This window comes from Nonomuraea sp. NPDC050404 (assembly GCF_040655495.1).
Lineage (GTDB): Bacteria > Actinomycetota > Actinomycetes > Streptosporangiales > Streptosporangiaceae > Nonomuraea.
Genome location: NZ_JBFAKB010000010.1, coordinates 285,906 through 306,118 on the forward strand (window position 1 = coordinate 285,906; position 20,213 = coordinate 306,118).

18 protein-coding genes are annotated in these 20,213 nt (G+C 69.4%); 7 read left to right on the plus strand and 11 right to left on the minus strand.

Features of this window, described 5'->3' with window-relative positions:
* Positions 1-2 precede the first annotated feature (2 nt).
* On the minus strand, positions 3-566 hold the full coding sequence (locus tag AB0I81_RS28365; protein WP_360662511.1) for a hypothetical protein: 564 nt from the start codon (positions 564-566) through the stop codon (positions 3-5).
* Between the two features lie 368 nt (positions 567-934).
* On the opposite strand from AB0I81_RS28365, the gene AB0I81_RS28370 reads away from it, so the two are divergent.
* Positions 935-1,321, plus strand: a complete 387-nt coding sequence (locus AB0I81_RS28370) for a MarR family transcriptional regulator (RefSeq protein WP_360662514.1) — start codon at positions 935-937, stop codon at positions 1,319-1,321.
* A gap of 83 nt (positions 1,322-1,404) precedes the next feature.
* Here AB0I81_RS28370 and AB0I81_RS28375 read toward each other — a convergent pair whose 3' ends face one another.
* From AB0I81_RS28375 to AB0I81_RS28400, 6 genes are all read right to left on the minus strand, one after another.
* Positions 1,405-2,685: a thymidine phosphorylase gene (locus tag AB0I81_RS28375; protein WP_360662517.1), complete on the minus strand. Its 1,281-nt coding sequence runs from the start codon at positions 2,683-2,685 to the stop codon at positions 1,405-1,407.
* On the minus strand, positions 2,685-3,080 hold the full coding sequence (locus AB0I81_RS28380) for a cytidine deaminase (protein WP_360662520.1): 396 nt from the start codon (positions 3,078-3,080) through the stop codon (positions 2,685-2,687). Before AB0I81_RS28380 ends, AB0I81_RS28375 begins: the two co-directional genes overlap by 1 nt.
* Positions 3,077-4,345: an ABC transporter permease gene (locus tag AB0I81_RS28385; RefSeq protein WP_360662523.1), complete on the minus strand. Its 1,269-nt coding sequence runs from the start codon at positions 4,343-4,345 to the stop codon at positions 3,077-3,079. Before AB0I81_RS28385 ends, AB0I81_RS28380 begins: the two co-directional genes overlap by 4 nt.
* The gene (locus AB0I81_RS28390) at positions 4,342-5,484 is read right to left on the minus strand and encodes an ABC transporter permease (protein ID WP_360662526.1); all 1,143 of its coding nucleotides are present in this window, start codon (positions 5,482-5,484) and stop codon (positions 4,342-4,344) included. The genes AB0I81_RS28385 and AB0I81_RS28390 overlap by 4 nt, the downstream gene beginning before the upstream one ends.
* On the minus strand, positions 5,484-7,091 hold the full coding sequence (locus AB0I81_RS28395) for an ABC transporter ATP-binding protein (protein WP_360662529.1): 1,608 nt from the start codon (positions 7,089-7,091) through the stop codon (positions 5,484-5,486). Before AB0I81_RS28395 ends, AB0I81_RS28390 begins: the two co-directional genes overlap by 1 nt.
* Positions 7,092-7,169: 78 nt before the next feature.
* On the minus strand, positions 7,170-8,234 hold the full coding sequence (locus AB0I81_RS28400; RefSeq protein ID WP_360662532.1) for a BMP family ABC transporter substrate-binding protein: 1,065 nt from the start codon (positions 8,232-8,234) through the stop codon (positions 7,170-7,172).
* Between the two features lie 288 nt (positions 8,235-8,522).
* On the opposite strand from AB0I81_RS28400, the gene AB0I81_RS28405 reads away from it, so the two are divergent.
* A complete protein-coding gene (locus AB0I81_RS28405) occupies positions 8,523-10,412 on the plus strand; it encodes a Xaa-Pro dipeptidyl-peptidase (protein ID WP_360662535.1) in 1,890 nt (629 codons plus the stop codon).
* 163 nt (positions 10,413-10,575) lie between these two features.
* Here the strand turns inward: AB0I81_RS28405 and AB0I81_RS28410 are convergent, their stop codons facing one another.
* Entirely contained in the window at positions 10,576-11,799 is a 1,224-nt protein-coding gene (locus AB0I81_RS28410) for a M20 family metallopeptidase (protein ID WP_360662538.1), read from the minus strand.
* A gap of 532 nt (positions 11,800-12,331) precedes the next feature.
* Between AB0I81_RS28410 and AB0I81_RS28415 the strand changes: the two genes are divergently transcribed.
* A complete protein-coding gene (locus AB0I81_RS28415) occupies positions 12,332-13,684 on the plus strand; it encodes a peptide ligase PGM1-related protein (protein ID WP_360662541.1) in 1,353 nt (450 codons plus the stop codon).
* Here AB0I81_RS28415 and AB0I81_RS28420 read toward each other — a convergent pair.
* Complete coding sequence (locus AB0I81_RS28420; protein ID WP_360662544.1) at positions 13,656-13,967, minus strand: hypothetical protein; 312 nt, start codon at positions 13,965-13,967, stop codon at positions 13,656-13,658. The genes AB0I81_RS28415 and AB0I81_RS28420 overlap by 29 nt on opposite strands.
* A gap of 83 nt (positions 13,968-14,050) precedes the next feature.
* Between AB0I81_RS28420 and AB0I81_RS28425 the strand changes: the two genes are divergently transcribed.
* Positions 14,051-15,181 carry a D-alanyl-D-alanine carboxypeptidase gene (locus AB0I81_RS28425; RefSeq protein WP_360662547.1) on the plus strand — a complete coding sequence of 377 codons (1,131 nt, stop codon included), beginning with the start codon at positions 14,051-14,053 and terminating at the stop codon, positions 15,179-15,181.
* Between the two features lie 4 nt (positions 15,182-15,185).
* Here the strand turns inward: AB0I81_RS28425 and AB0I81_RS28430 are convergent, their stop codons facing one another.
* Positions 15,186-16,154, minus strand: a complete 969-nt coding sequence (locus tag AB0I81_RS28430; RefSeq protein ID WP_360662550.1) for a YihY/virulence factor BrkB family protein — start codon at positions 16,152-16,154, stop codon at positions 15,186-15,188.
* A 20-nt stretch (positions 16,155-16,174) separates the two neighbouring features.
* Positions 16,175-17,452, minus strand: coding sequence for an amidohydrolase family protein (locus tag AB0I81_RS28435; protein WP_360662553.1), 1,278 nt, complete (start codon positions 17,450-17,452; stop codon positions 16,175-16,177).
* 61 nt (positions 17,453-17,513) lie between these two features.
* Between AB0I81_RS28435 and AB0I81_RS28440 the strand changes: the two genes are divergently transcribed.
* From AB0I81_RS28440 to AB0I81_RS28450, 3 genes are all read left to right on the plus strand, one after another.
* Positions 17,514-18,020, plus strand: coding sequence for a MarR family transcriptional regulator (locus tag AB0I81_RS28440; protein WP_360662556.1), 507 nt, complete (start codon positions 17,514-17,516; stop codon positions 18,018-18,020).
* 108 nt (positions 18,021-18,128) lie between these two features.
* Entirely contained in the window at positions 18,129-19,319 is a 1,191-nt protein-coding gene (locus tag AB0I81_RS28445) for a helix-turn-helix transcriptional regulator (protein WP_360662559.1), read from the plus strand.
* A gap of 280 nt (positions 19,320-19,599) precedes the next feature.
* Positions 19,600-19,902, plus strand: coding sequence for a hypothetical protein (locus AB0I81_RS28450; protein ID WP_360662562.1), 303 nt, complete (start codon positions 19,600-19,602; stop codon positions 19,900-19,902).
* The last annotated feature ends 311 nt before the right edge of the window (positions 19,903-20,213 follow it).

The window sequence follows — 20,213 nt, forward strand, 5'->3', positions numbered from 1 at the left end:
CGTCAGTGTGCCACGTCCACGACCAGCCGGTTCGGCGAGTCCAGCTCGGTGAGCCGGAAGGCGGCCCGCTTGGCCAGCACCAGCCCGATGCCGACGCGGCCCTCGAAGTCGCCGGTCCTGACGACGTTGGTGAGGTTGTCCAGGTTCGCCGGGTAGATGGGGCCGCCGGTCCACGAGGGCACGCCCTCGTCGTCGTGGGCGTTGGCGGGGACGAGCGTGAGCTGCAGGTACGCGCCGCCGTTCACGTCGATGGGGCGACCGGACCCATCCTGTACGAACTCATCCACCCATTTCGCGCTATATCCGGGAATCCCGCCTTTTAGCTCCACGACGAGCCGGTCGTACGTCTCGTGGGCCGCGTACCGGACGGAGGTCACCATCGCGGGCTCCATCCCCGACCGGTCGACCTCCACCTCGGCGGTGCTGGTCGGAGTGCCGGGGCCCGACTCCGAGGAGGGCTCCGGAGCGGACTCAGTGGCGGACGGGCTCTGCGGCAGGGTGGTGGCCTGCTGGGTGGTGCCGCACGCGGTCAGCACCGCGGCGAGGCAGGCGAGCGGGACTGCCACGCGGGCGCGCGACCGCGGCCGGCCGCGGGGCGGGGATGACGAGCGCATGCCCGGTAGATGCCCAGCGTACGGGCCTGCAAGCGGCGTGACGGCCGATCAATACGGCCATTCCCCGGTCCCGTCGGCGGCCATTCATCCGATCAACCGACAACAAGTCATATACGCGCGAAAACCAGTCGATTAGCGATATATCTGGCTATATCGAGCCCTCGCTTGCCCCCACCGCGAACCCGCCCTCCGGCGCGCCCGCAGCGCGCGAGCCAGCGGCAACAAGCCGGAGATGGCGCCCAAAATACATTTGCACACATTAAATGCAGAGGAATTAGATGTCATTGCATGAGATTTCGCCAAGTGGTAACCTCCGCGACATGGACGAGCAGTTCGTGGTCGAGACCTGGCATTATGTTCTGGCCAAACACGCCAAGGCCATGTGCGCGCTGGAGCGCGAGCTGGGCGACCGGCACGGCCTGGGACCCAGCGAGTTCGAGGTCCTGGACCGGATCGTCCATCACGACAGGAAGTTGCGCATCCAGGAGTTGTGCGAAGAGGTCCACCTGAGCCAGAGCGCGTTGTCCCGGGTGGTGGCCCGGCTGGAGAGGTCGGCGCTGGTCTCGCGCGGGGTGTGCGACGCCGACCGGCGCGGCGTGTACGTGTCCATCACTGACGAGGGCCGGGCCCGTCACACCGAGGCCCTGCCCACTCAGCGGGCGGTCCTGGCCGAGGTGTTCGCCGACGCCCCGGCCCTGATCCGCTGAGCCCCGCAGAACCCCCCAAAAGCCCCGCTGAGCCCCACAGAGCCCGCAGAGCCCGCTGACTCCGCCGGCCCTTGGCAGGCCGGTTACCCGGCGGTGATGCGGTCGATGACGAGCGGCAGGTGCTCCTCGGCCGCCGGCCCCACCGCGTACCCCCCGTCCAACGCCTCCAGGGCCCGCTCGAAGCGCCACGTCTCGTCCGCGTGCAGCGTCATCAGCGGCTGCCCGCCCCTGACCAGGTCCCCCGGCTTGGCGTGCAGCACGATTCCGGCCCCGGCCGAGACCGGATCCTCCTTACGTGCGCGCCCGGCCCCGAGTCGCCACGCGGCCAGCCCCACGGCGTAGGCGTCCAGCCGAGTCAGCACCCCGGCCGACGGCACCTCCACCGTCAGCGTCTCGGCCGCCCCGGGCAGCAGCGCGTCGGGGTCCCCGCCCTGGGCGGAGATCATGCGCCGCCAGGCGTCCATGGCCGACCCGTCCTTCAGCGCCTTCTCCGGATCCTTCCCCCCGGAGATCCCGGCCGCCGCCAGCATCTCCCGCGCCAGCCGCACGGTCAGCTCCACCACGTCCGCGGGCCCGCCCCCGGCCAGCACCTCGACGGACTCGGCCACCTCCAGCGCGTTGCCCACGGCCCGGCCCAGCGGCCGGTCCATGGCCGTCATCAGCGCGACGGTGCGCACGCCCGCGTCCGTGCCGAGCGCGACCATGGTCTCGGCCAGCTCGCGCGCCGACGGCACGTCCTTCATGAACGCCCCGGAGCCCACCTTCACGTCCAGGACGAGCGAGCCGGTGCCCTCCGCGATCTTCTTGGACATGATCGAGGAGGCGATCAGCGGGATCGACTCGACGGTGCCGGTGACGTCACGCAGGGCGTACAACTTCTTGTCGGCGGGGGCCAGCCCGGACCCGGCGGCGCACACGACGGCGCCCGCCGCGCGCAACACGTCCAGCATCTCCGCGTTGGAGAGCGAGGCCCGCCAGCCGGGGATCGACTCCAGCTTGTCCAGGGTGCCGCCGGTGTGGCCGAGGCCACGGCCGGACAACTGCGGCACGTACGCGCCGCACGCCGCCACCAGCGGCGCCAGCGGCAGCGTGATCTTGTCGCCGACCCCACCGGTGGAGTGCTTGTCGGCGGTGGGCCGGTCGAGGACGGACCAGTCCATGCGCTCGCCGGAGCGGATCATGGCCTGGGTCCAGTCGGCGATCTCGCGCCGGTCCATGCCGTTCAGCAGGATCGCCATGGCCAGCGCGGACATCTGCTCGTCGGCCACGTCACCGCGCGTGTACGCGTCGATCACCCAGTCGATCTGCGCCGTGCTCAGCTCGGCCCGGTCGCGCTTGGCCCTGATGACCTCGATGGCGTCCATCACGTGCTCCGGCTGAGGTCCTGGGGCCCGAAGGCGTACGGCAGGATGTCGGCCATCCGCTTGGGCCCGTCCTCGGTCTCGACCAGCAGATCGACGCCGCCGAACTCGTACAGGAGCTGCCGGCAGCGCCCGCACGGCATCAGCAGCTCGCCGTGGCCGTCCACGCAGGTGAAGGCCACCAGCCTGCCGCCGCCCGAGCGCTGCAGCGCCGAGACCAGCCCGCACTCGGCGCACAGGCCCAGGCCGTAGGAGGCGTTCTCGACGTTGCAGCCGGTGACGACGCGGCCGTCGTCCACCAGCGCCGCCGCTCCGACGGGGAATTTCGAGTACGGCGCGTAGGCGTGCCGCATGGCCTCGGTCGCCTCGTTCCGCAGGCCGTCCCAGTCGATGCTCAATGTTGTTCCCCTCGGCGGTAGATGACGCCGTCGGCCTTGGGCATCCGCAGGCGCTGCGAGGCGACCAGGAGCACGAGCAGCGTGAGCACGTGTGGTGTGATGAAGATGAACTGGGTCGGCAACTGCTCCACGGTCAGCCAGAGCCAGAACAGGACGACCGCGCCCAGGGCGGCAGTGGCCATCGTGGTGTACTGCTTGACATCTCTCGCCGCCAGCTCGGCCGACATCAGGCGGCGGACCCGCATGCCCAGGTAGATCAGCAGCAGCACTGCCCCGAACAGGAAGAACGAGGTGACCGCGGCCTGCTCGCGCAGCCGCAGGGCGTCGGTGTAGCCGAACAGGGAGGCACCGGCCGCGAGGCCGCCCGGCCGCCAGTTGCCGAAGATCATGGTGGCCAGGCCGATGAAGCCGCGTCCTTGCGTCTGGCCCTCGACGTACTTGTCGGAGATGAAGGCCAGGAACACGCCGCCGAGCCCGGCGAACGCGCCGGAGATGACGACGGCGACGTACTTGATCAGGTAGACGTTCACGCCCAGCGACTCGGCCGCCCACGGGTTCTCGCCCGCCGACCGCAGCCGCAGGCCGAAGGCCGTGTGCCAGAGCACGAAGAAGGTCAGCGGCAACAGCAGGACGGCCAGGATCACCAGCACGTTGACGTCGTGCGTGAGCCCGCGCAGGATGCCCGCCAGGTCGGCGATCAGGAACCAGTGGGTGTTCTCCAGCTTGCCGAGCAGGTCGGGGCCGTCGGAGAGGATCGGCAGGCTCGGAGTCCACACGTTCCCGGTGATGGCGGGTGAGGTGGTGATGCCCGCGCCGGCGTCGGCCGCCGCGGTGCCCTCCCGGTACAGGACCTCCGACAGGAAGCGGGTGATGCCGGGACCGAGCAGGTTGATGGCGACGCCGCTGATGATGTGGTCCACGCCGAACGTGATGGTCGCGACGGCGTGCAGCAGCCCGCCGAGCGCGCCGCCGAGCAGCCCGGCGGCCAGCGCGGCCACGGGGCCCCACTGGTATCCGGCCCAGCCGGCGAACCAGGTGCCCATCACCATCATGCCTTCGAGGCCGATGTTGACCACGCCGGCCCGCTCGGCCCACAGGCCGCCGAGTCCGGCCAGGCCGATCGGCACCGCCAGCCCGAGTGCGGCCGCGAACTGGCCCGAGGAGGTGAGGTCGTCGTAGCCGGTGACGATCCGCACCAGCGACAGCAGCAGGATGAACGCGGCGGCGCCGATCAGCGCGAGGTGATACTTGCCGACTCTTGTCATGCCTTCACCTCAACGGGGGTGTTCCTGCCGAGTTGCTGGGCGGCTCGCCGTTCTTCGAGTCTGAGCGCGAACCGGTTGGTCACCTCGTTCGCCACGACGATCAGCAGGACGATCATGCCCTGGATGATGGTGATGACGGACGGGGGGATCTCGGCGATCTGCAGCGCGCCCTGTCCCCGGTCCAGGAACGCGAACAGCAGCGCGGCGATCGCGATGCCGCCGGGCTTGTTCCTGCCGAGCAGGGCCACCGCGATGCCGAGGAAGCCCAGGCCCGAGGTGAAGTTGGAGTTGAAGGCGCCCCTGTCGCCGAGGATCTCGGGCAGGCCGATGAGCCCGGCGATCGCGCCGGACATCACCATGGCCGCGATCACCATGCTCTTGGGGTTGACGCCGGAGGCGAGCGCGGCGGGGCTGTTGAGGCCGCTGGCCTTGATGTCGAAGCCGAAACGGGTGCGTTCCAGCACCACCCAGACGACCACGCCGAGCAGGATGGCCACGATGAGGAAGCCCCACAGGCCGCCGCCGCGGGTGGGCGCGAGCATTCCGAACCCGTCGAAGATGAAGTTCAGGTCGGGGAACATGGCCGACTCGGGCAGCTTCGGCGTGGTCGTGACCAGGTCGCCCGCCGCCCGCTCGCCCGCCAGGGGGCCCTGGACGAGATAGGACGTCACGCTGATCGCGATGTAGTTCAACATGATCGTGGCGATGACCTCGTTCACGCCCCTGGTCACCTTCATGACGGCGGGGATGAGCGCGTACAGGCCGCCGGCCAGCGCGCCGACCACGATGATCACCGGGATCTGGATCCAGCCCGGCGCGGTGAACATGGAGCCCACGTACGCGGCGCAGATGGCCGCGACGCGGTACTGGCCCTCGACGCCGATGTTGAAGAGGTTCATGCGGAAGCCGACGGCCACCGCCAGGCCGGCGATGAACAGCGGCACCGCCCGGTTGAGCCAGGCGGCGACGGCGTTCGACTGCGCCCGCTCGGTCGCGCCGAAGTCGAAGAAGGCGCCCAGTGCGTCCAGCGGGCTGCCGCCCGCGATGACGATCGCCACACTGCAGACCGCGATCGCCAGGATGATGGCGATGACGGCTCCGACGACGGTGAGCAGCGCCCGGTTGAGCCCGGCGGGCATCACGACTCCTCAGTACCGGCGATGGCGCCGGTCATATAGCCGCCCAGCCGTTCGGGCGTGATGTCGGAAGGGTCGAGCGCGGCCACGAGCCGCCCCCGATAGATGACCTGGAGCGAGTCGGACAGGCCGATCAGCTCGTCGAGGTCGGCCGAGATGAGCAGCACCGCCAGCCCGGCCGCGCGGGCGGCGCGCAGGTGGTCCCAGATCGCGGCCTGGGCGCCGACGTCCACGCCCCGGGTGGGGTGGGCGGCGATGAGGAAGGCGGGCTCGCCGCTCATCTCGCGGCCCACGATCAGCTTCTGCTGGTTGCCGCCTGACAGGGCCAGCGCCAGCGTCTCCACGCTGGGAGTGCGTACGTCGTAGTCCTTGACGATGCGCCCGGTGTCGGCCTTGGACGCGCGCCGGTTGATCCAGATGCCCTTGCGCGCGGGCTTCCTGGTCTGGTGGCCGAGCACCCGGTTCTCCCACAGCGACGCCTCCAGGAGCAGGCCCTGGCGGTGGCGGTCCTCGGGGATGTAGCCGATGCCGGCCTCCCTGCGCTTCAGCGTGGACCAGGTGGTGATGTCCCGGCCGGCCAGCTCGACGCGGCCGTGCGCGGGCCGGATGCCCATGATGGCCTCGATCAGCTCGGACTGGCCGTTGCCCTCGACTCCGGCGATGCCGAGGATCTCACCCTTGTGGATCTCGAACGACACGTCGTCGAGAAGAAGGCGTCTGCCCTCCTCGCGAAGCTTGGCCACGAAGGAGGCGGTCTGGGTGCCCTTGGGCGCCGGGGTGTGGCCGTCGGCCTCCACGGTGAGGTCGGAGACCTTCAGCGCCACGACGTCGGTCACCGTCGATTCGCGGGTTTCGGGTGTCGGCAGTTCGCTGCCCACCATCAGCTCGGCGAGTTGCCGCGCGGTGACCTCGCCCGGGTCCACGCTGGCGACCGTGGTGCCGCGTCTGATCACGGTGATCGCGTTGGCGATGTCCAGGACCTCGTCGAGCTTGTGCGAGATGAAGATGACCGTCAGGCCCTCGGCCTTGAGCTCGCGCAGGTTCTGGAAGAGCTCCTCGACCTCCTGGGGCACCAGCACGGCCGTCGGCTCGTCGAGGATGAGGATGCGGGCGCCCCGGTAGAGCACCTTGAGGATCTCCACGCGCTGGCGGTCACCGACGCCGAGGTCTTCGACGAGCCTGTCAGGATCGACCCGCAGGCCGTGGGTCTCGGCCAGCTCGGTGATGCGCCTGCGGGCGGCGGTCACGTCGAGTGAGCCGAGCTTCGTCGGTTCGGCCCCGAGGACGATGTTCTCCAGGACCGTGAAGTTGTCGGCGAGCATGAAGTGCTGGTGCACCATGCCGATCCCGACTCTGATGGCGTCGCTCGGCGTGCGGAAGCTGACCTCCGTGCCGTTGACCCTGATGGTGCCCTCGTCCGGCTGCTGCATGCCGTACAGGATCTTCATCAGGGTCGATTTGCCCGCGCCGTTCTCCCCCACGATGGCGTGCACCGTTCCGGTCTGGACGGTGATGCGGATGTCGTGGTTCGCGACGACGCCGGGGAAACGCTTGGTGATGCCCTCCAGCTCTACGGCGGGTTTCACCGTGGCCAGGGTGTCAGCACTCATTTCGCCTCTCCTACGGGGGCGGGATAGACAGAAGGCCCGAAGTCTGGGACTCCGAGCCCTCAGTCGTCTCTCCTACCCTTATTCCGGCTTGGCAGGAACCGTGATTTTGCCGTCGACGATGTCCTTCTTGGCCGCGTCGAGCTTGTCCTTGAGGTCGTCGATCTCGCCGCCCGTGGTGGACAGGCCCACGCCGTCGACCTTCAGGTCGTAGGTGGTGTTCGTGCCGCCCTTGGCGCCGCCCTGGAAGGCCTTGATGAACTCGAACACGCCGACGTCGACGCGCTTGAGCATGGAGGTCATGATCACCGACTGCAGGTCGGTCTCCTTGACCGTCTGGCGCTGGTCGGAGTCGACGCCGATGGCCTTCTTCTTGGCCGCCACGGCGGCCTGGAAGACGCCGAGGCCGGAGTCGCCGGAGGCGTGGTAGATGACGTCCGCGCCGCTCTGGTACATCTTCTCGGCCGCGACCTTGCCCTTGTCGGGGGCCTTGAAGCCGGAGAAGTCACCGTCGGGGGTGAGGTACGTGATGTCGATCTTGGCGTCCGCCTTGACCGACTTCACGCCGGCCACGAAGCCCGCCTCGAACTTCTTGATCAGGTCGTTCTCGACGCCGCCGACGAAGCCGACGTGGTCGCTCTCCGCCTTGTTCGCCGCGGCCACGCCCGCCAGGTAGGAGCCCTGCTCCTCGGCGAACAGCAGGCCGGTGACGTTGGGGGCGTTGGAGGCCGAGTCGACGACCGCGAACTGGATGTCGGGGTACTCCTCGGCAGCCTTCTTGATGTCCTCGCCGTAGGCGAAACCGACGCCGATGATCGGGTTGTAGCCCGCGTCCGCGAGCTGGCGCAGCAGGTCGCCGCGGTTGGAGCCGTCCGCGGAGGGGCTCAGCTCCTTGATGTCCGCGCCGAGCTCCGTCTTGGCCTTCTCCAGGCCGGTGTAGGCGGAGTCGTTGAAGGACTTGTCCCCGCGCCCGCCGATGTCGAAGGCGAGTCCGACCTTGAGCGCGCCCTTCGTCTCGCTGGCCGCGCCGGTCGGTTCCTCGCTGGCTGTGGTGCCCCCACCGCCGCCACCGCAGGCGGCCGCTGCCATGAGCATGACCCCGGCGACCGAGCCGAGCGTCACCCTGTTGAATCGCTTGCCGAGCAAGGCGACTCCTTCCATTTCCCCGCCGCCGAATCTCATCGCAGGCGCGAAGAAACGTACGGCACCTGCACGGAAGATAGTTGCTTGACCAGGGACAACCAAACCCGGACACAGGGTCGCAACCGCTCCGTTATCGACATCACTCGCGTCCGTGACCTGAATTGCGAGTCAGACGCTTGACACGCCCCGTGAAGAGTTCCCCCTGATTTTGGCTCTTGCAGGCTCTTGCCTGGAAGCCGATCGTGACGGAGATTCCGACCGACGGTGGAAATCTTCACATCGGAGCCCCGCATGCACCCAGGCAAGGCCATTCGACGGCTGACAGTACCGCTGGCCGCGTTACTCGTCGCCACCATGACCGGCATCCCCGCCGCCTCGGCCGGCACCCCGGCCGTCAAGGTCGAGGGCGGCGCCACCCAGCCGATCTTCTCCCGGGCGGACGCCATCAAGCAGACGGTGTTCGTCGAGGTCGCAGGGACCGACAGCGACAACGACGGCGCACCCGACCGGGTCGCCGTGGACATCCTGCGGCCCAAGGAGACCGACCAGGGCCTCAAGGTCCCCGTGATCATGGAGGCCAGCCCCTACTACGCCCCCGGCAACGACGTCGCCAACCACCCCGTGGACGTGGACGAGAACGGCGTCCCGCTGCCCGCCCGCGCCGCCCTGTCCGCCAGGAACGCCCCCGAGCCGTTCGACGGCTACTACGACAACTACTTCGTGCCCCGCGGCTACGCCGTCGCGCTGGTGGAGAACCTGGGCAGCGCCCGCGCCACCGGCTGCCCGACCTCGGGCGACCGCAACGAGACGGCCGGCCCCAAGGCCGCCATCGACTGGCTGAACGGCCGCGCCAAGGGCTTCGACACCGCGGGCAACCCCGTCGAGGCCACCTGGACGACGGGCAAGGTCGGCATGATCGGCGTCTCCTACAACGGCACGCTGCCGAACGCCGTCGCCGCGACCGGCGTGCGTGGGCTGGAGACGATCGTGCCGATCGCCGCCATCTCCAGCTGGTACGACTACTACCGGGCCAACGGCGGCGTCCTGGCCCCGGGCGGCTTCCAGGGCGAGGACCTGGACGTGCTCGCGAAGTACGTACTGACCAGGCAGAACGGCCAGGAGGCGTGCGGCGCGGTGATCGACGACATCACCGCCACCCAGGACCGGATCACCGGCGACTACAGCCGGATGTGGGACGACCGCAACTACCTCAACGACGTGCGCAAGGTCAGGGCCAGCGTCTTCCTCGTGCACGGGCTCAACGACTGGAACGTCAAGACCAAGCAGTTCGCCCAGTGGTGGTACGCCCTGTCCGAGCGGCACGTGCCGCGCAAGATCTGGCTGCACCAGGGCACCCACATGAGCCCCTTCAACCTGCGCACGGTCGAGTGGCTGCGCCAGTTGCACGGCTGGTTCGACCACTGGCTGCACGGCATCGACTCGGGCATCATGCGTGAGCCGCAGGCCGACGTGGAGATCGCGGCCGGTCAGTGGGCCCGGCACCGCTCGTGGCCGCTGCCGGGATCGGCCACCGTGCCGCTCTACCCGGGGTCCGGCTCGACGCTCGGGCTGTTCCCGCGTCCGCGCACGGCTCCGGAGTCGTTCGTGGACCAGAAGGTCAGGACGGCCGAGCAGCTCGTGGAGGCGACGGGGGCGGATCCGAACCGGCTGGCGTACACGACCGGCGAGCTGCCCGCCGACGTGCGGATCTCGGGCACGCCGACCGTGTCGGTGCGGGCCTCGTTCAAGGACGGGGCGTCGCCGTACCTGACGGCGCTGCTGGTGGACTACGGCACCGACGTGCGCCCGAACGGCACCCTGGTCTCGACCGGCCAGAACTACTGTTACGGACAGGGCGTCCCCGGTGACACCGGCTGCACGACGCTGCGCACGCTCGGCACCGCCAGCACCCCCTACAAGATCGTCACCCGGGGCTGGCTGGACGTCCGCAACCGCGACCGCATCGACCGGTCGCAACCGGTGCGCGCCGGTAAGGACTACACCTTCACCTGGGACTTCCAGCCCACGGACTACCTGTTCAAGAAGGGCCACCGGCTGGGCCTGGTGATCCTCTCGACCGACTACGACTACACCCTGCGCTATCCGCCGGGAACGAAGATCACGGTCTCGCCGGGCAAGTCGGCCCTGCGCCTGCCCGTGGTGTTCGGCAAACTCCTGTAAGTACTCAGCCCGCCGTGCGGTGCGCGGCGGGCTGACGACTCTCACTCAGACGGCCGGCAGGACGCACGTAGCGGCGCTCTGGCCGTGAACCGGAGGAGCGTTCCCCTGGACAGGGCCCGGCCATGTGCGGAGGGAGGGTCCTCCCGCCGCGAGCGTAAAGTATTCAGACTATTGCGCTTGTGATCGGGTCGAGCGGGCCGACCTCCCACAGCGCCGTCAACGCGGTGGCGGCCATGACTCGCACACCCATGGAGATACAAGCCTCGTCCACGTCGAAGGTGCCCTGGTGGATGTCGTACGTGAGGCCGTCCGGCGAGCGCGTGCCCAGGCGGGCGAACGCGCCGGGGATCGACTCCAGGTACCACGCGAAGTCCTCGCCGCCCAGCGACTGCTGCGTCGGGACGACCGCACCCGCGCCCAGCGCCCGCTCGGTCGCCTCGGCCAGCATCTCGACGCTGACCTCGTCGTTGACCACCGGCGGCACGCCGCGCGTGTAGTCCAGCGTGGCCTCCACGCCGTAGGCGCCCGCCACCGACTCCAGCAGCGACTTGATCAGATCGGGGGCGGCGTGCCAGGCGTTCTCGTCGAGGCAGCGGACCGTGCCCTCGGCCACCCCGTCGTCGGGGATCGCGTTGGCGGCCGAGCCGGCCTCGACCTTGCCCCAGACCAGGCTGAGCGAGGAGCGCGGATCGACGCGCCGCGACAGGGCCGCGGGCAGCTCGGTGAGGATCTTGGCCAGCGCGAAGACCAGGTCGGCGGTCAGGTGGGGGCGGGCGGTGTGACCGCCGGGCCCCGAGACCCGCACGACGATCTTGTCGCAGGCGGAGGTGATCGGGCCGGACCTGAGCCCGACCTGCCCCACGTCCACCCGCGGGTCGCAGTGCAGGCCGAAGATGCGGTCCACGCCGCTGATGCCGCCCTGCGCCATGACCTCCAGCGCACCGCCGGGCAACTCCTCGGCGGGCTGGAAGATCAGGCGTACGCGGCCCGGCAGCAGCCCCGCGGCGGCCTGCTGGGCCAGGAAGAGCGAGGTGCCGAGCAGGACCGAGGTGTGCACGTCGTGCCCGCAGGCGTGACAGGACCCGGCCGTGGTCGAGTGGTAGGGCACATCCTTCTCGTCCTGCAGCGGCAGCGCGTCGATGTCGGCGCGCAACGCGACGGTCGGCCCGTCGCCACTGCCCACGTCGCATATGACCCCGGTGCCCCTGGGGAGCACCGACGGCCGCAGACCGGCGGCGGCGAGCCGCTCGGCGATCTTCTGTGTCGTGCGATATTCGGCGAAGGCCAGCTCAGGGTGCATGTGCAGATCGCGGCGAAATGCCACGAGCTCCTGCTCGGTCTCCGCCAGGAACGCGTCGAGTTCTCCCCGCAGCTCACGTCCCCGCATATGTCACCGTCCTGTCCCGTGCCGCGCGCCCCACACGTGCCTGGCCACCGCGGCTTCAGCGCTTAGAAACTTCCCATCCCGTGTGGCCGCCCGGTTGCGCGGCCGCTCGGCGAATCAAAAGACACACCCACTTGTTTCGGTGCGCGAGATCGTCAGCACGGGTTTCGCAGTCATCAGTCGCGAGTGCCGCTGCAGCCGGGAGCACAGCGGTCGGCCGTGAGCCCGATGGCGATGCTTCGACTTTATCGCTCCAACGCGGCTTCGCGACGGCAGATACGCCAAATGTTGACCGACCACCGGCCCGTAACCGCTGGTAAGGCGCGATCCGTAGACATACGGCTGATCCGGAAATAGTCACAAGGGATCAGTAGATCGTGACCCGATGCTGTCACTTCAAACGTGGTCAGCGATTCCGAATCCTGTCACCTTCTGTCATGGTCATCACACTCTAGCGATGGCTGCATTTGAGAAGAATGCGTGTTTCACTCGCTGTATGATCACTAATATCCCGTTCGGGGAGAAGTATGCTGGGTTGAGCATCTTCGAGCCGACTGAGGGGACCCTGGTGGTCGTACCCTCGCTCTCCCTCCCGCAGGACGAGCTCCGCCGGATCACGGCGGCGAGGTCGTACGAGGAGCGCTTATTGTTCCTGCTGCTCACGCTGCGGGAACCCCGGGTCAAAGTGATCTACGTGTCCTCCGCGCCGATCGATCCCGACATCATCGACTACTACTTCGCCTTCCTGCCCGATCCGGATGACGCCGCCAAGCGCCTGACCCTGATCAGCCTCGACAACCCCTGGTCCCAGCCGCTGACCAGAAATCTGCTCGACCGCCCCGACATCCTGGAGCAGTTACGCTCGGCGATCGACGGCGACGCTCTGCTGGTGCCGTTCGTGCTGAGCGAGCGCGAGGAGGAGCTGGCGTCGCTACTCGGTGTTCCGCTCTACGGGCCCGCCACGTCCCTTTCCTATTACGGCTCCAAGAGCGGGGCCAGAGAAGTGGGACACGAGGCCGGGGTTCCGATGGCGCGGGGCTTCGCCGACGTGCGCTCGGCGCTGCAGATCGAGGAGGCGCTGGAGGCACTGCCCGGCGAGCGCGTGATCGTCAAGCTGAACGACGGGTACTCCGGGCTCGGCAACGCGATCGTCACCAAGGCGGACAGGTCGCTGACCAGCTTCTCGGCCGAAGGCGAGGACTGGGAGAGCTTCACCACGAAGATCAGCGAGCGCGGGGCCGTGGTCGAGGAGTTCATCGAACACCGCCCGCTGTACTACCCCAGCGCGCTGGCCCAGATCACGCCCGGCGGTGACACGCAGGTGCTGGCCACCCACGACCAGGTGCTCGGCGGCCCCAACGGCCACGTCTACCAGGGCTGCACCTTCCCGGCCGCGCCCGAGTACCGCGCGGAGGTGGGCGATTCGGCCGCCCGCATCGCGCGGGTGCTGGCGGAGCGGGGCGTGACCGGGCTGTTCGGGATGGACTTCTTCGCTCTGAAGGCCGACGCCGGGTACGCGGCGCTGCTGTGCGAGATCAACCTGCGGATCGGCGGCACCACGCATCCGTTCGGCGCCGCCGTGCTGACGACCGGGGCCTCCTACGATCCGGCCACCGGCCTGCTCATGTCCGGAAATCAGGCGAAGTTCTACACCGCGACCGACAACTGCGCCTCCGGCTGCCTGCGCGGGCGTACCCCGGGTGAGGTGATGCGCACCGCCGAGCGGCTCGGGGTCGGCTTCGACCCCGAGCGGCGCACCGGGAACGTGTTCCACCTGCTCGGGGCCATCCCCGAGTACGGCAAGCTGGGCTTCACCTCGATCGGCGACTCCCGCGAGGAGGCCGACGAGTTGCACTCCCTCACCCGGCGTCTTCTCTGCGGCCCTTGACCCCGGAAGGCCCGCCGCCGTTGGAAGGCCCGCCGACCCCGGAAGACCCGCCGCCTCCGGAAGACCCGCTGATCCCGGAAGACCCGCCGGCGGATCCGCGCCAGCCACGCCAGCCGATGACCGCCAGCACGATGGCCAGGATGATGTTCACCCCGATCAGGATCCCGTGGATCACGTAGAAGCTGGTCTGATGGCCGTCGGCCAAGTTAAACCCCAGGTTGACCCACTCGAAAATCATGAACGCGCCGAGGATGATGAGGAATCCGGCGATCTTTCGTGACATGCCCATCTCTCTGGTATCGAAGGCGGATCTTCGGGGGATGTGTCGCCACATGTGTACCAACACGGAGCTACGCTGAGATCGCCATGTGGACGAAAATCGTGCCGGTCACGGCACTCATCGCCGCGGTCTCGCTCACCGGTGGGACCGCGTCCGCCGCACCGACCACGCCGGTCGGCGGCGAGGCGCTGGGCAGCCGCGACCTGGTCGCGCCCGCGGGCGTCAAGCAGCCGCCCAAGAGCAAGGCTACTTCGTACGTCATCGCGGACGCCGACACGGGTCAGGTGCTGGCGGCCAAGGACGCCCACGGACGCTACCTGCCGGCCAGCACGCTCAAGACGCTGACCGCGCTCACACTGATCTCCAAGCTCGACAAGAACCGCAAGATCCGGCCCAGCAGGAATGCCTGCAACCAGGAGGGCAGCGCGGTCGGCCTGTCGGTGAAGGCCACGTACAAGATCGATGATCTGTTCAAGGCGCTCATGATGTCGTCGGGCAACGACGCGGCCATGGCGCTGGCCGAGGCGAACGGCAGCCTGGCCCAGACCATGAACGACATGAACGCCGAGGCCAAGCGGCTGCAGGCGAACGACACGGTGGCCAAGACGCCCAGCGGGCTGGACAAGCCGGGGCAGAGCAGTTCGGCGTACGACCTGGCGCTGATCGCCCGCGCCGGGCTGGCGAATGCTGACTTCCGCCGATATATCAGTACGAAGACCGCCAAGTTCCCCGCGCCCAAGGGCTACTACGAGATCAGCAACCACAACAAGCTGCTCTGGCGCTACCCGGGGATGATTGGGGTCAAGAACGGCTGGACGACGAAGGCCCAGGCCAGCTTCGTCGGCGCGGCCACCCGTGGCGGGCACACGATCCTGGTGAGCATCATGCGGCACGAGGGCTTCTTCTGGGAGGAGGTGTCCAAACTGCTGGACTGGGGCTTCTCCGTACGCGGGAAGGCCGCCCCCGTCGGGCAGCTCGTGGACCCGCTGCCGGACACGGCGCTGGCCGCTCCGCAACAGCAGCCGCAACAGCCGGCTGCCACGCCCGGCACCTCCGTCACGCCGGCCGCGCAGCCGCCGCTGCTGGACACGGCCGCCGCCAAGCAGACCGACTCGACGAAGACGGTCGGCTCGCTGGTGATCGGCGGGGGCCTGCTGTTCGGGCTGGTCTGGCTCGGCTACGGAATCCGCCGCAAGCGCACCCGCTCACGCTCCTGACCTTTCACGGGTCCGGTCGCGGGACCGGGCCCTGTCCGGCGGGGCTGTTCACTTCCGTGGCGGGGATCGGGGACGGGGCCGGCGGTGGGCAGAGCCCCGCGGTGGCCGTCCAGGCGGCGACGAGGAGCACGAGCCTGGCCGAGAAGTTCATCCAGACCAGCAGGCCGACGATGACGGCGAACGCACCGTAGACCGGGTTGCCCATGGAGCCGGCCAGCAGCAGCGTCGCGATCTGCTTGAGTATCCCGAAGCCGATCGCGCCCAGCAGCGCCCCCTTGGCGATCACCCGGAACGGCTGGGTCGGCCGCGCCACCCAGCCGAGCAGGATCACGAACAGCAGCCAGTCGGCCCCCACGCTCGCCGCCACCCCTGCCGCCCTGAGCCCGAGACCTGCCAGCGCGGACTCGCTGCCGAGCAGGAAGTGCATGACCCTGTCGGTGGCCGTGGTGGCGAAGCCCGCGACGAACACCGACGTGATCGCCGTGACGCCGAGCAGGAGCAACGAGGCCAGGTCGCGCAGCTTGCCGAGGAAGAAGTTGAGCGGCGGCGTGGTCGTCATCGACATTTCCCGCAGCGCCCCGCGCAGCGCGTCGAGCGCGCCGAGCCCGGCGTACAGCAGACCGAGCAGTCCGATGATCCCCGCCGCCGTCTTGACCTCGCTGATCGCCTTCAGGTCGAGTTGGTCGGCGATGCCCGGCAGCCGTTCGGTGATCGCCCGGAGCATGGCCTCCCTGGTGGCGGCGCTGGTGGCGAGCACGAACCCAAGCACCGAGTATCCGAGCACCAGCAGCGGGAAGAAGGACAGGAACGCGAAGTACGTCACCGCGCCCGCCAGCCGGTCACCGGACTGGACCTGGTAACGCTGCACCGCCCTGATGAGGTGGTCGAAGGACAACCTGCGGACCCGCCATGAGGCCACCTTGCCGCGTCCCCAGGCCCGCACCGACTCCACGCGCTCCGACAGACCGCCCATCACCTGCCCCTACCCCGCCGTCACACGGCAACCACCGCGCCCGCGCTCTCCGCCAGGTTCTCCATGACCGTCGCCAGGTCATGGTGGAGCAACTGCCCGCCATGCTTGACCACACGCCCCGCGACCATGACCGTGTCGACGCAGGCGGTGTCGGCGTTCAGCACGACCGCGCCGATCGGGTCGTGCGCGGCGGCCATGCCGAGCAGGTCCGTACGCAGCAGGAGCAGGTCGGCCTGCTTGCCCGGCCGCAGGGACCCGATCACGTCGGCCATGCCGAGCACCTTGGCGCCCTCGATCGTGGCCATGAGCAGCGCGTCGCGGGTGGTGAAGCCGAGCCCCGCGCCGTCGGGACGGCCGCGTTCGAGCAGGTGGACGGTCCGCATCAGGGAGAACATGTCGCCGGGCGAGCAGACCACGGTGTCGGCGCCGAGCCCGGCCGGGATGCCGGCCGCCCTGGCCCGCCCGGTGGGCGGGTAGCCCATGGCCAGGTTCATCTCGTCCACGGGCGCGAGCGAGATGCCGCCGCCCGCCGCCGCGATGCGCTTGAACTGCTCGTCGGTGTAGTGCAGCGCGTGTACGAAGGTCGTGGGCGTGGCCAGCAGCCCGTTGGACTCCAGGAACTCCAGCCCGGCGGTGGCGCCCTCCGGGCTGTGCCCGAGGTGCGCGGTGACCGGCAGGCCGAGCTCCCCGGCCAGCCGCCACTCCGCCAGCGCGCGCTCCTCGCCGGCGATCTCCGGCCCCAGGGCGGCCAGCGCCATCGTGACCAGGCCGGAGGAGTCCGGCAGCTGCTCGCGTACCCGCCGGGCCTGGCCGGCCATCCCGGACGGCTCGCCGCCGTGGCAGTAGCCGAACACGGCCCTGATCCCGGACTCGCGCAGCGCCAGCAGGGCGGCGTCCGTGTGGTCGGGGGTGAGCTGGATGTGCGACCAGTCGAGCAGCGTGGTCACGCCCGCGTCCAGGGCCTCCAGCGCGCCCGCGAGGTTGCCCGCGTGCACGTCCTGGGGGCGGTGCCGGGCGGCGAGTTCGCCGACGATCCGCCGCAGGTAGCCGGGCAGGTCGGTGTCGGGCATGACGGCCCTGACGCCCGCCTGCCAGGTGTGCCGGTGGGTGTCGACGAAGCCGGGGAGCACGATCCGGCCGGTCGCGTCGATCACCTCCGCTTCCGGGGGAACGGGCAGGTCCGGCCCCACCTCGGCGATCGCGTCGCCCTCGACGCGCACGTCGGCGGGGCCCAGGACGACGGCCTCCGGCTCGGTGTCGATCACGATCCCGTTTTTGATCAACGTCGTAGTTGCCATGCCAAAAAGCTTAGTAAGAAGCTTTTAAGAAAGCAATCTTCCGCTGGGTATCCTTCATGTCGTGAAACCCGATGAGATCGACGCGCTGGTGCCCCGCTGGGAAGAGACGGGCATGCCGTCGCCGCTCATCGCCACCCTGGAGCTCGGCAAGCGGATCGCCCGCCTGCACCTGCTGTTCGAGCAGGCGCTCAAGGCGGAGCTGTCGGAGCTGGGGCTGACCTACGCCGAGTTCGACGTGCTGATGTCGCTCAACCGCGCGGCGCCGCCGTACCGGATGAAGCCGAGTGAGTTGTCGAAGTCGCTGCTGCTCACCTCGGGCGGCATCAGCAACGTGTTGCAGCGGCTGACCGCGGCCGGATACGTGGAGCGCGAGGCCAACGCCGGCGACGCGCGCAGCCGCTGGGTCCAGCTCACCGACGAGGGGCGGCGCCGGGCCGCGACGGCCATGGAGGTCTCCGCCCGCGCCTACGAGTCGGTCACGGCCGGTACCCCTGAGGAAACCGTGCGTCAGGCCGCCGACGTGCTGCGCGAGGTCCTGTCGTACGTGGGAAAGCGCCGCCACCGCTGAGCCGGTACGTAGGAGCGGCACGCCTGAGCAGGCCGGAAACCAGTGCGGCAGGACATCGGGAGCCCTAGCCTGTGCTGTGTTGGGACCGATCCAGGAGGCGTCACGCCCATGGCCGAAATCAGCACCGGGCAAATGATCAGGCTCCAGCGCGAGCGCAGAGGTCTGAGCACCACAGCGCTGGCCACACAGTCCGGTTGCACCCCCAGACACATCGAACTGATCGAGCACGGCAAACGAACCCCCTCGCTGCCGCTCCTGCGGGAGATCGCCAAAGTGCTCGGCGTACGTACCGCGATCCTTTTAGGAGAGGCCCCGCGCGACTCCCACGAACCGAGCAGACCGCAGATCAGCGACATCGAGCGGGCCCTGTTCGCCGCCCGCTCGCTGGAGCCCGACATCGAGCCGCCCGACGCCGAGCAGCTCGCCGAACGCGTGACGACGGCCCGCAACGCCTGGTTCACCTCCACGCGCCGCTACTCGATCCTCATGGCGGCGCTGCCGTCCCTGGTCACCGATGCCGAGAGCCTCGCCCTGGAGCGCACGCAGCGGTCCTACAGCGTGGCGACGGACGCGTACATGCTGGCCAGGGGGGTGCTGAAGCACCTGCGGCGGGTGGACCTGGCGCATCTGGCGGCCGACCGGGCCATGCGCTTCGCCGAGGAGTCGGGCGATCCGCTGATGGTCGCGTGGGCGTACTGGAACCTGGGGCAGTCGATGTTGTCCGACGACATGCACCAGATCGCGTACGACGTCGCGCGGCGCGGCATCGAGCAGTTCGAGCCGCACGTCGCCGACGGCGACCAGCGCCACATCAAGGCGCTCGGCGCGCTGCACCTGCTCGCCGCCATCGGCGAGGCCAGGATGGGCGAGGACGACGTGGCCAGGGAACGGGTACGCGGCCCGGCGGCGCGGCTGGCCGAACACGTCGAGGACTCCTCCGCCATCTACGACCTGGCCTTCTTCGGGCCCACGAACGTCGCCATCCACATGGCCAGCATCGAGAACGACACGGGGCGTCCCGAGGCGGTGCTGCACCTGGCCGACGACATCGACCTGCGCCGCACGCCGTCCATCGAGCGGCGCACCACCCATCTCGGCCACGTCGCCCGCGCCTGCGAGGACACCGGCGACGACGCCGCCAGCCTGCTCCACCTGCTGAGAATCGAGCGTGAGTGTCCGGAAGAGCTCGACCACAAGCTGCTGCTGAGGGAGATGGTGCGGTCGCTCGCGCGGCGGGCGCGGCCGTCCTGGGCGCCGGAGGTGCGCTACCTCGCCGAACGCCACGGCATCACCATCTGAGGTACGAACTCAGTGTTCGGTCGTCGCGAACAGGGAGATCTTGCGCCCGAGTTCGTCACGGTCAGGCACGGGGATGCGACTCTGCGTGCATGACCCGAGCGCCGAGTGCCGAGTTCGTCATGGAACGCCTCCAGCAGGAGGCGACACGGGAGTTTCCCGGTTGGTCCTTCCGGCGAGATCATTCCGGGTGGACCGCCAGCCGCGACGAGACCCGGCTCACCCGGTCCAGCTTGGCCGCCCTGCGCGCCCTTCTGCGTGTGCACCGGGCGGCGCGGAGGAGATGACCGGTATATCGGGCGATGGCCGGACCCCCTTTCCCGCCGAGGGCGACGGCCACCTGACGAGCCGGCAGTTGGACGCGTTGCGTTCGACCTACCCGGCGTGGGAGATCCACTTCCGCGTCGACGAGCCGGGCACGACCAGGTGGACGGCCGTCCTGCGGCGGCCGGTCACCGCCAAGCTCTGGTCGGACGGGGTGAGAGAGCGGATCGGCAGCCCTGACGCCGTCACTCTCGCCTCCGTCCTGTCCCGCCAGTCCTCCCTCCTCCACAACGGCCGAGCCGACACCCAGCCGCCGACCTGACGACCTGACCACCGACCGGACGACCTGACCACCGACCGGACGACCTGACCACCGACCGGACGACCTGACCACCGACCGGACGACCTGACCACCGACCGGACGGCTTGGCCGCCGCGCCGGCACCCGGCCGACCCTCCACCGCCCCGGCCTCTCCCCCGAGGCCGGGCCCTACCTGAGGACACCGCGACCTGAGGCCCGCAGCCTGAGGCGCCGCGACCTGGGGTCCAGGACGGGGAGCACGGTGAGCACGCTCTCCCAGCAGACCACATCATCGACCGCCGGGACGATCTCCGGGCAGTACCCGGGTCCCT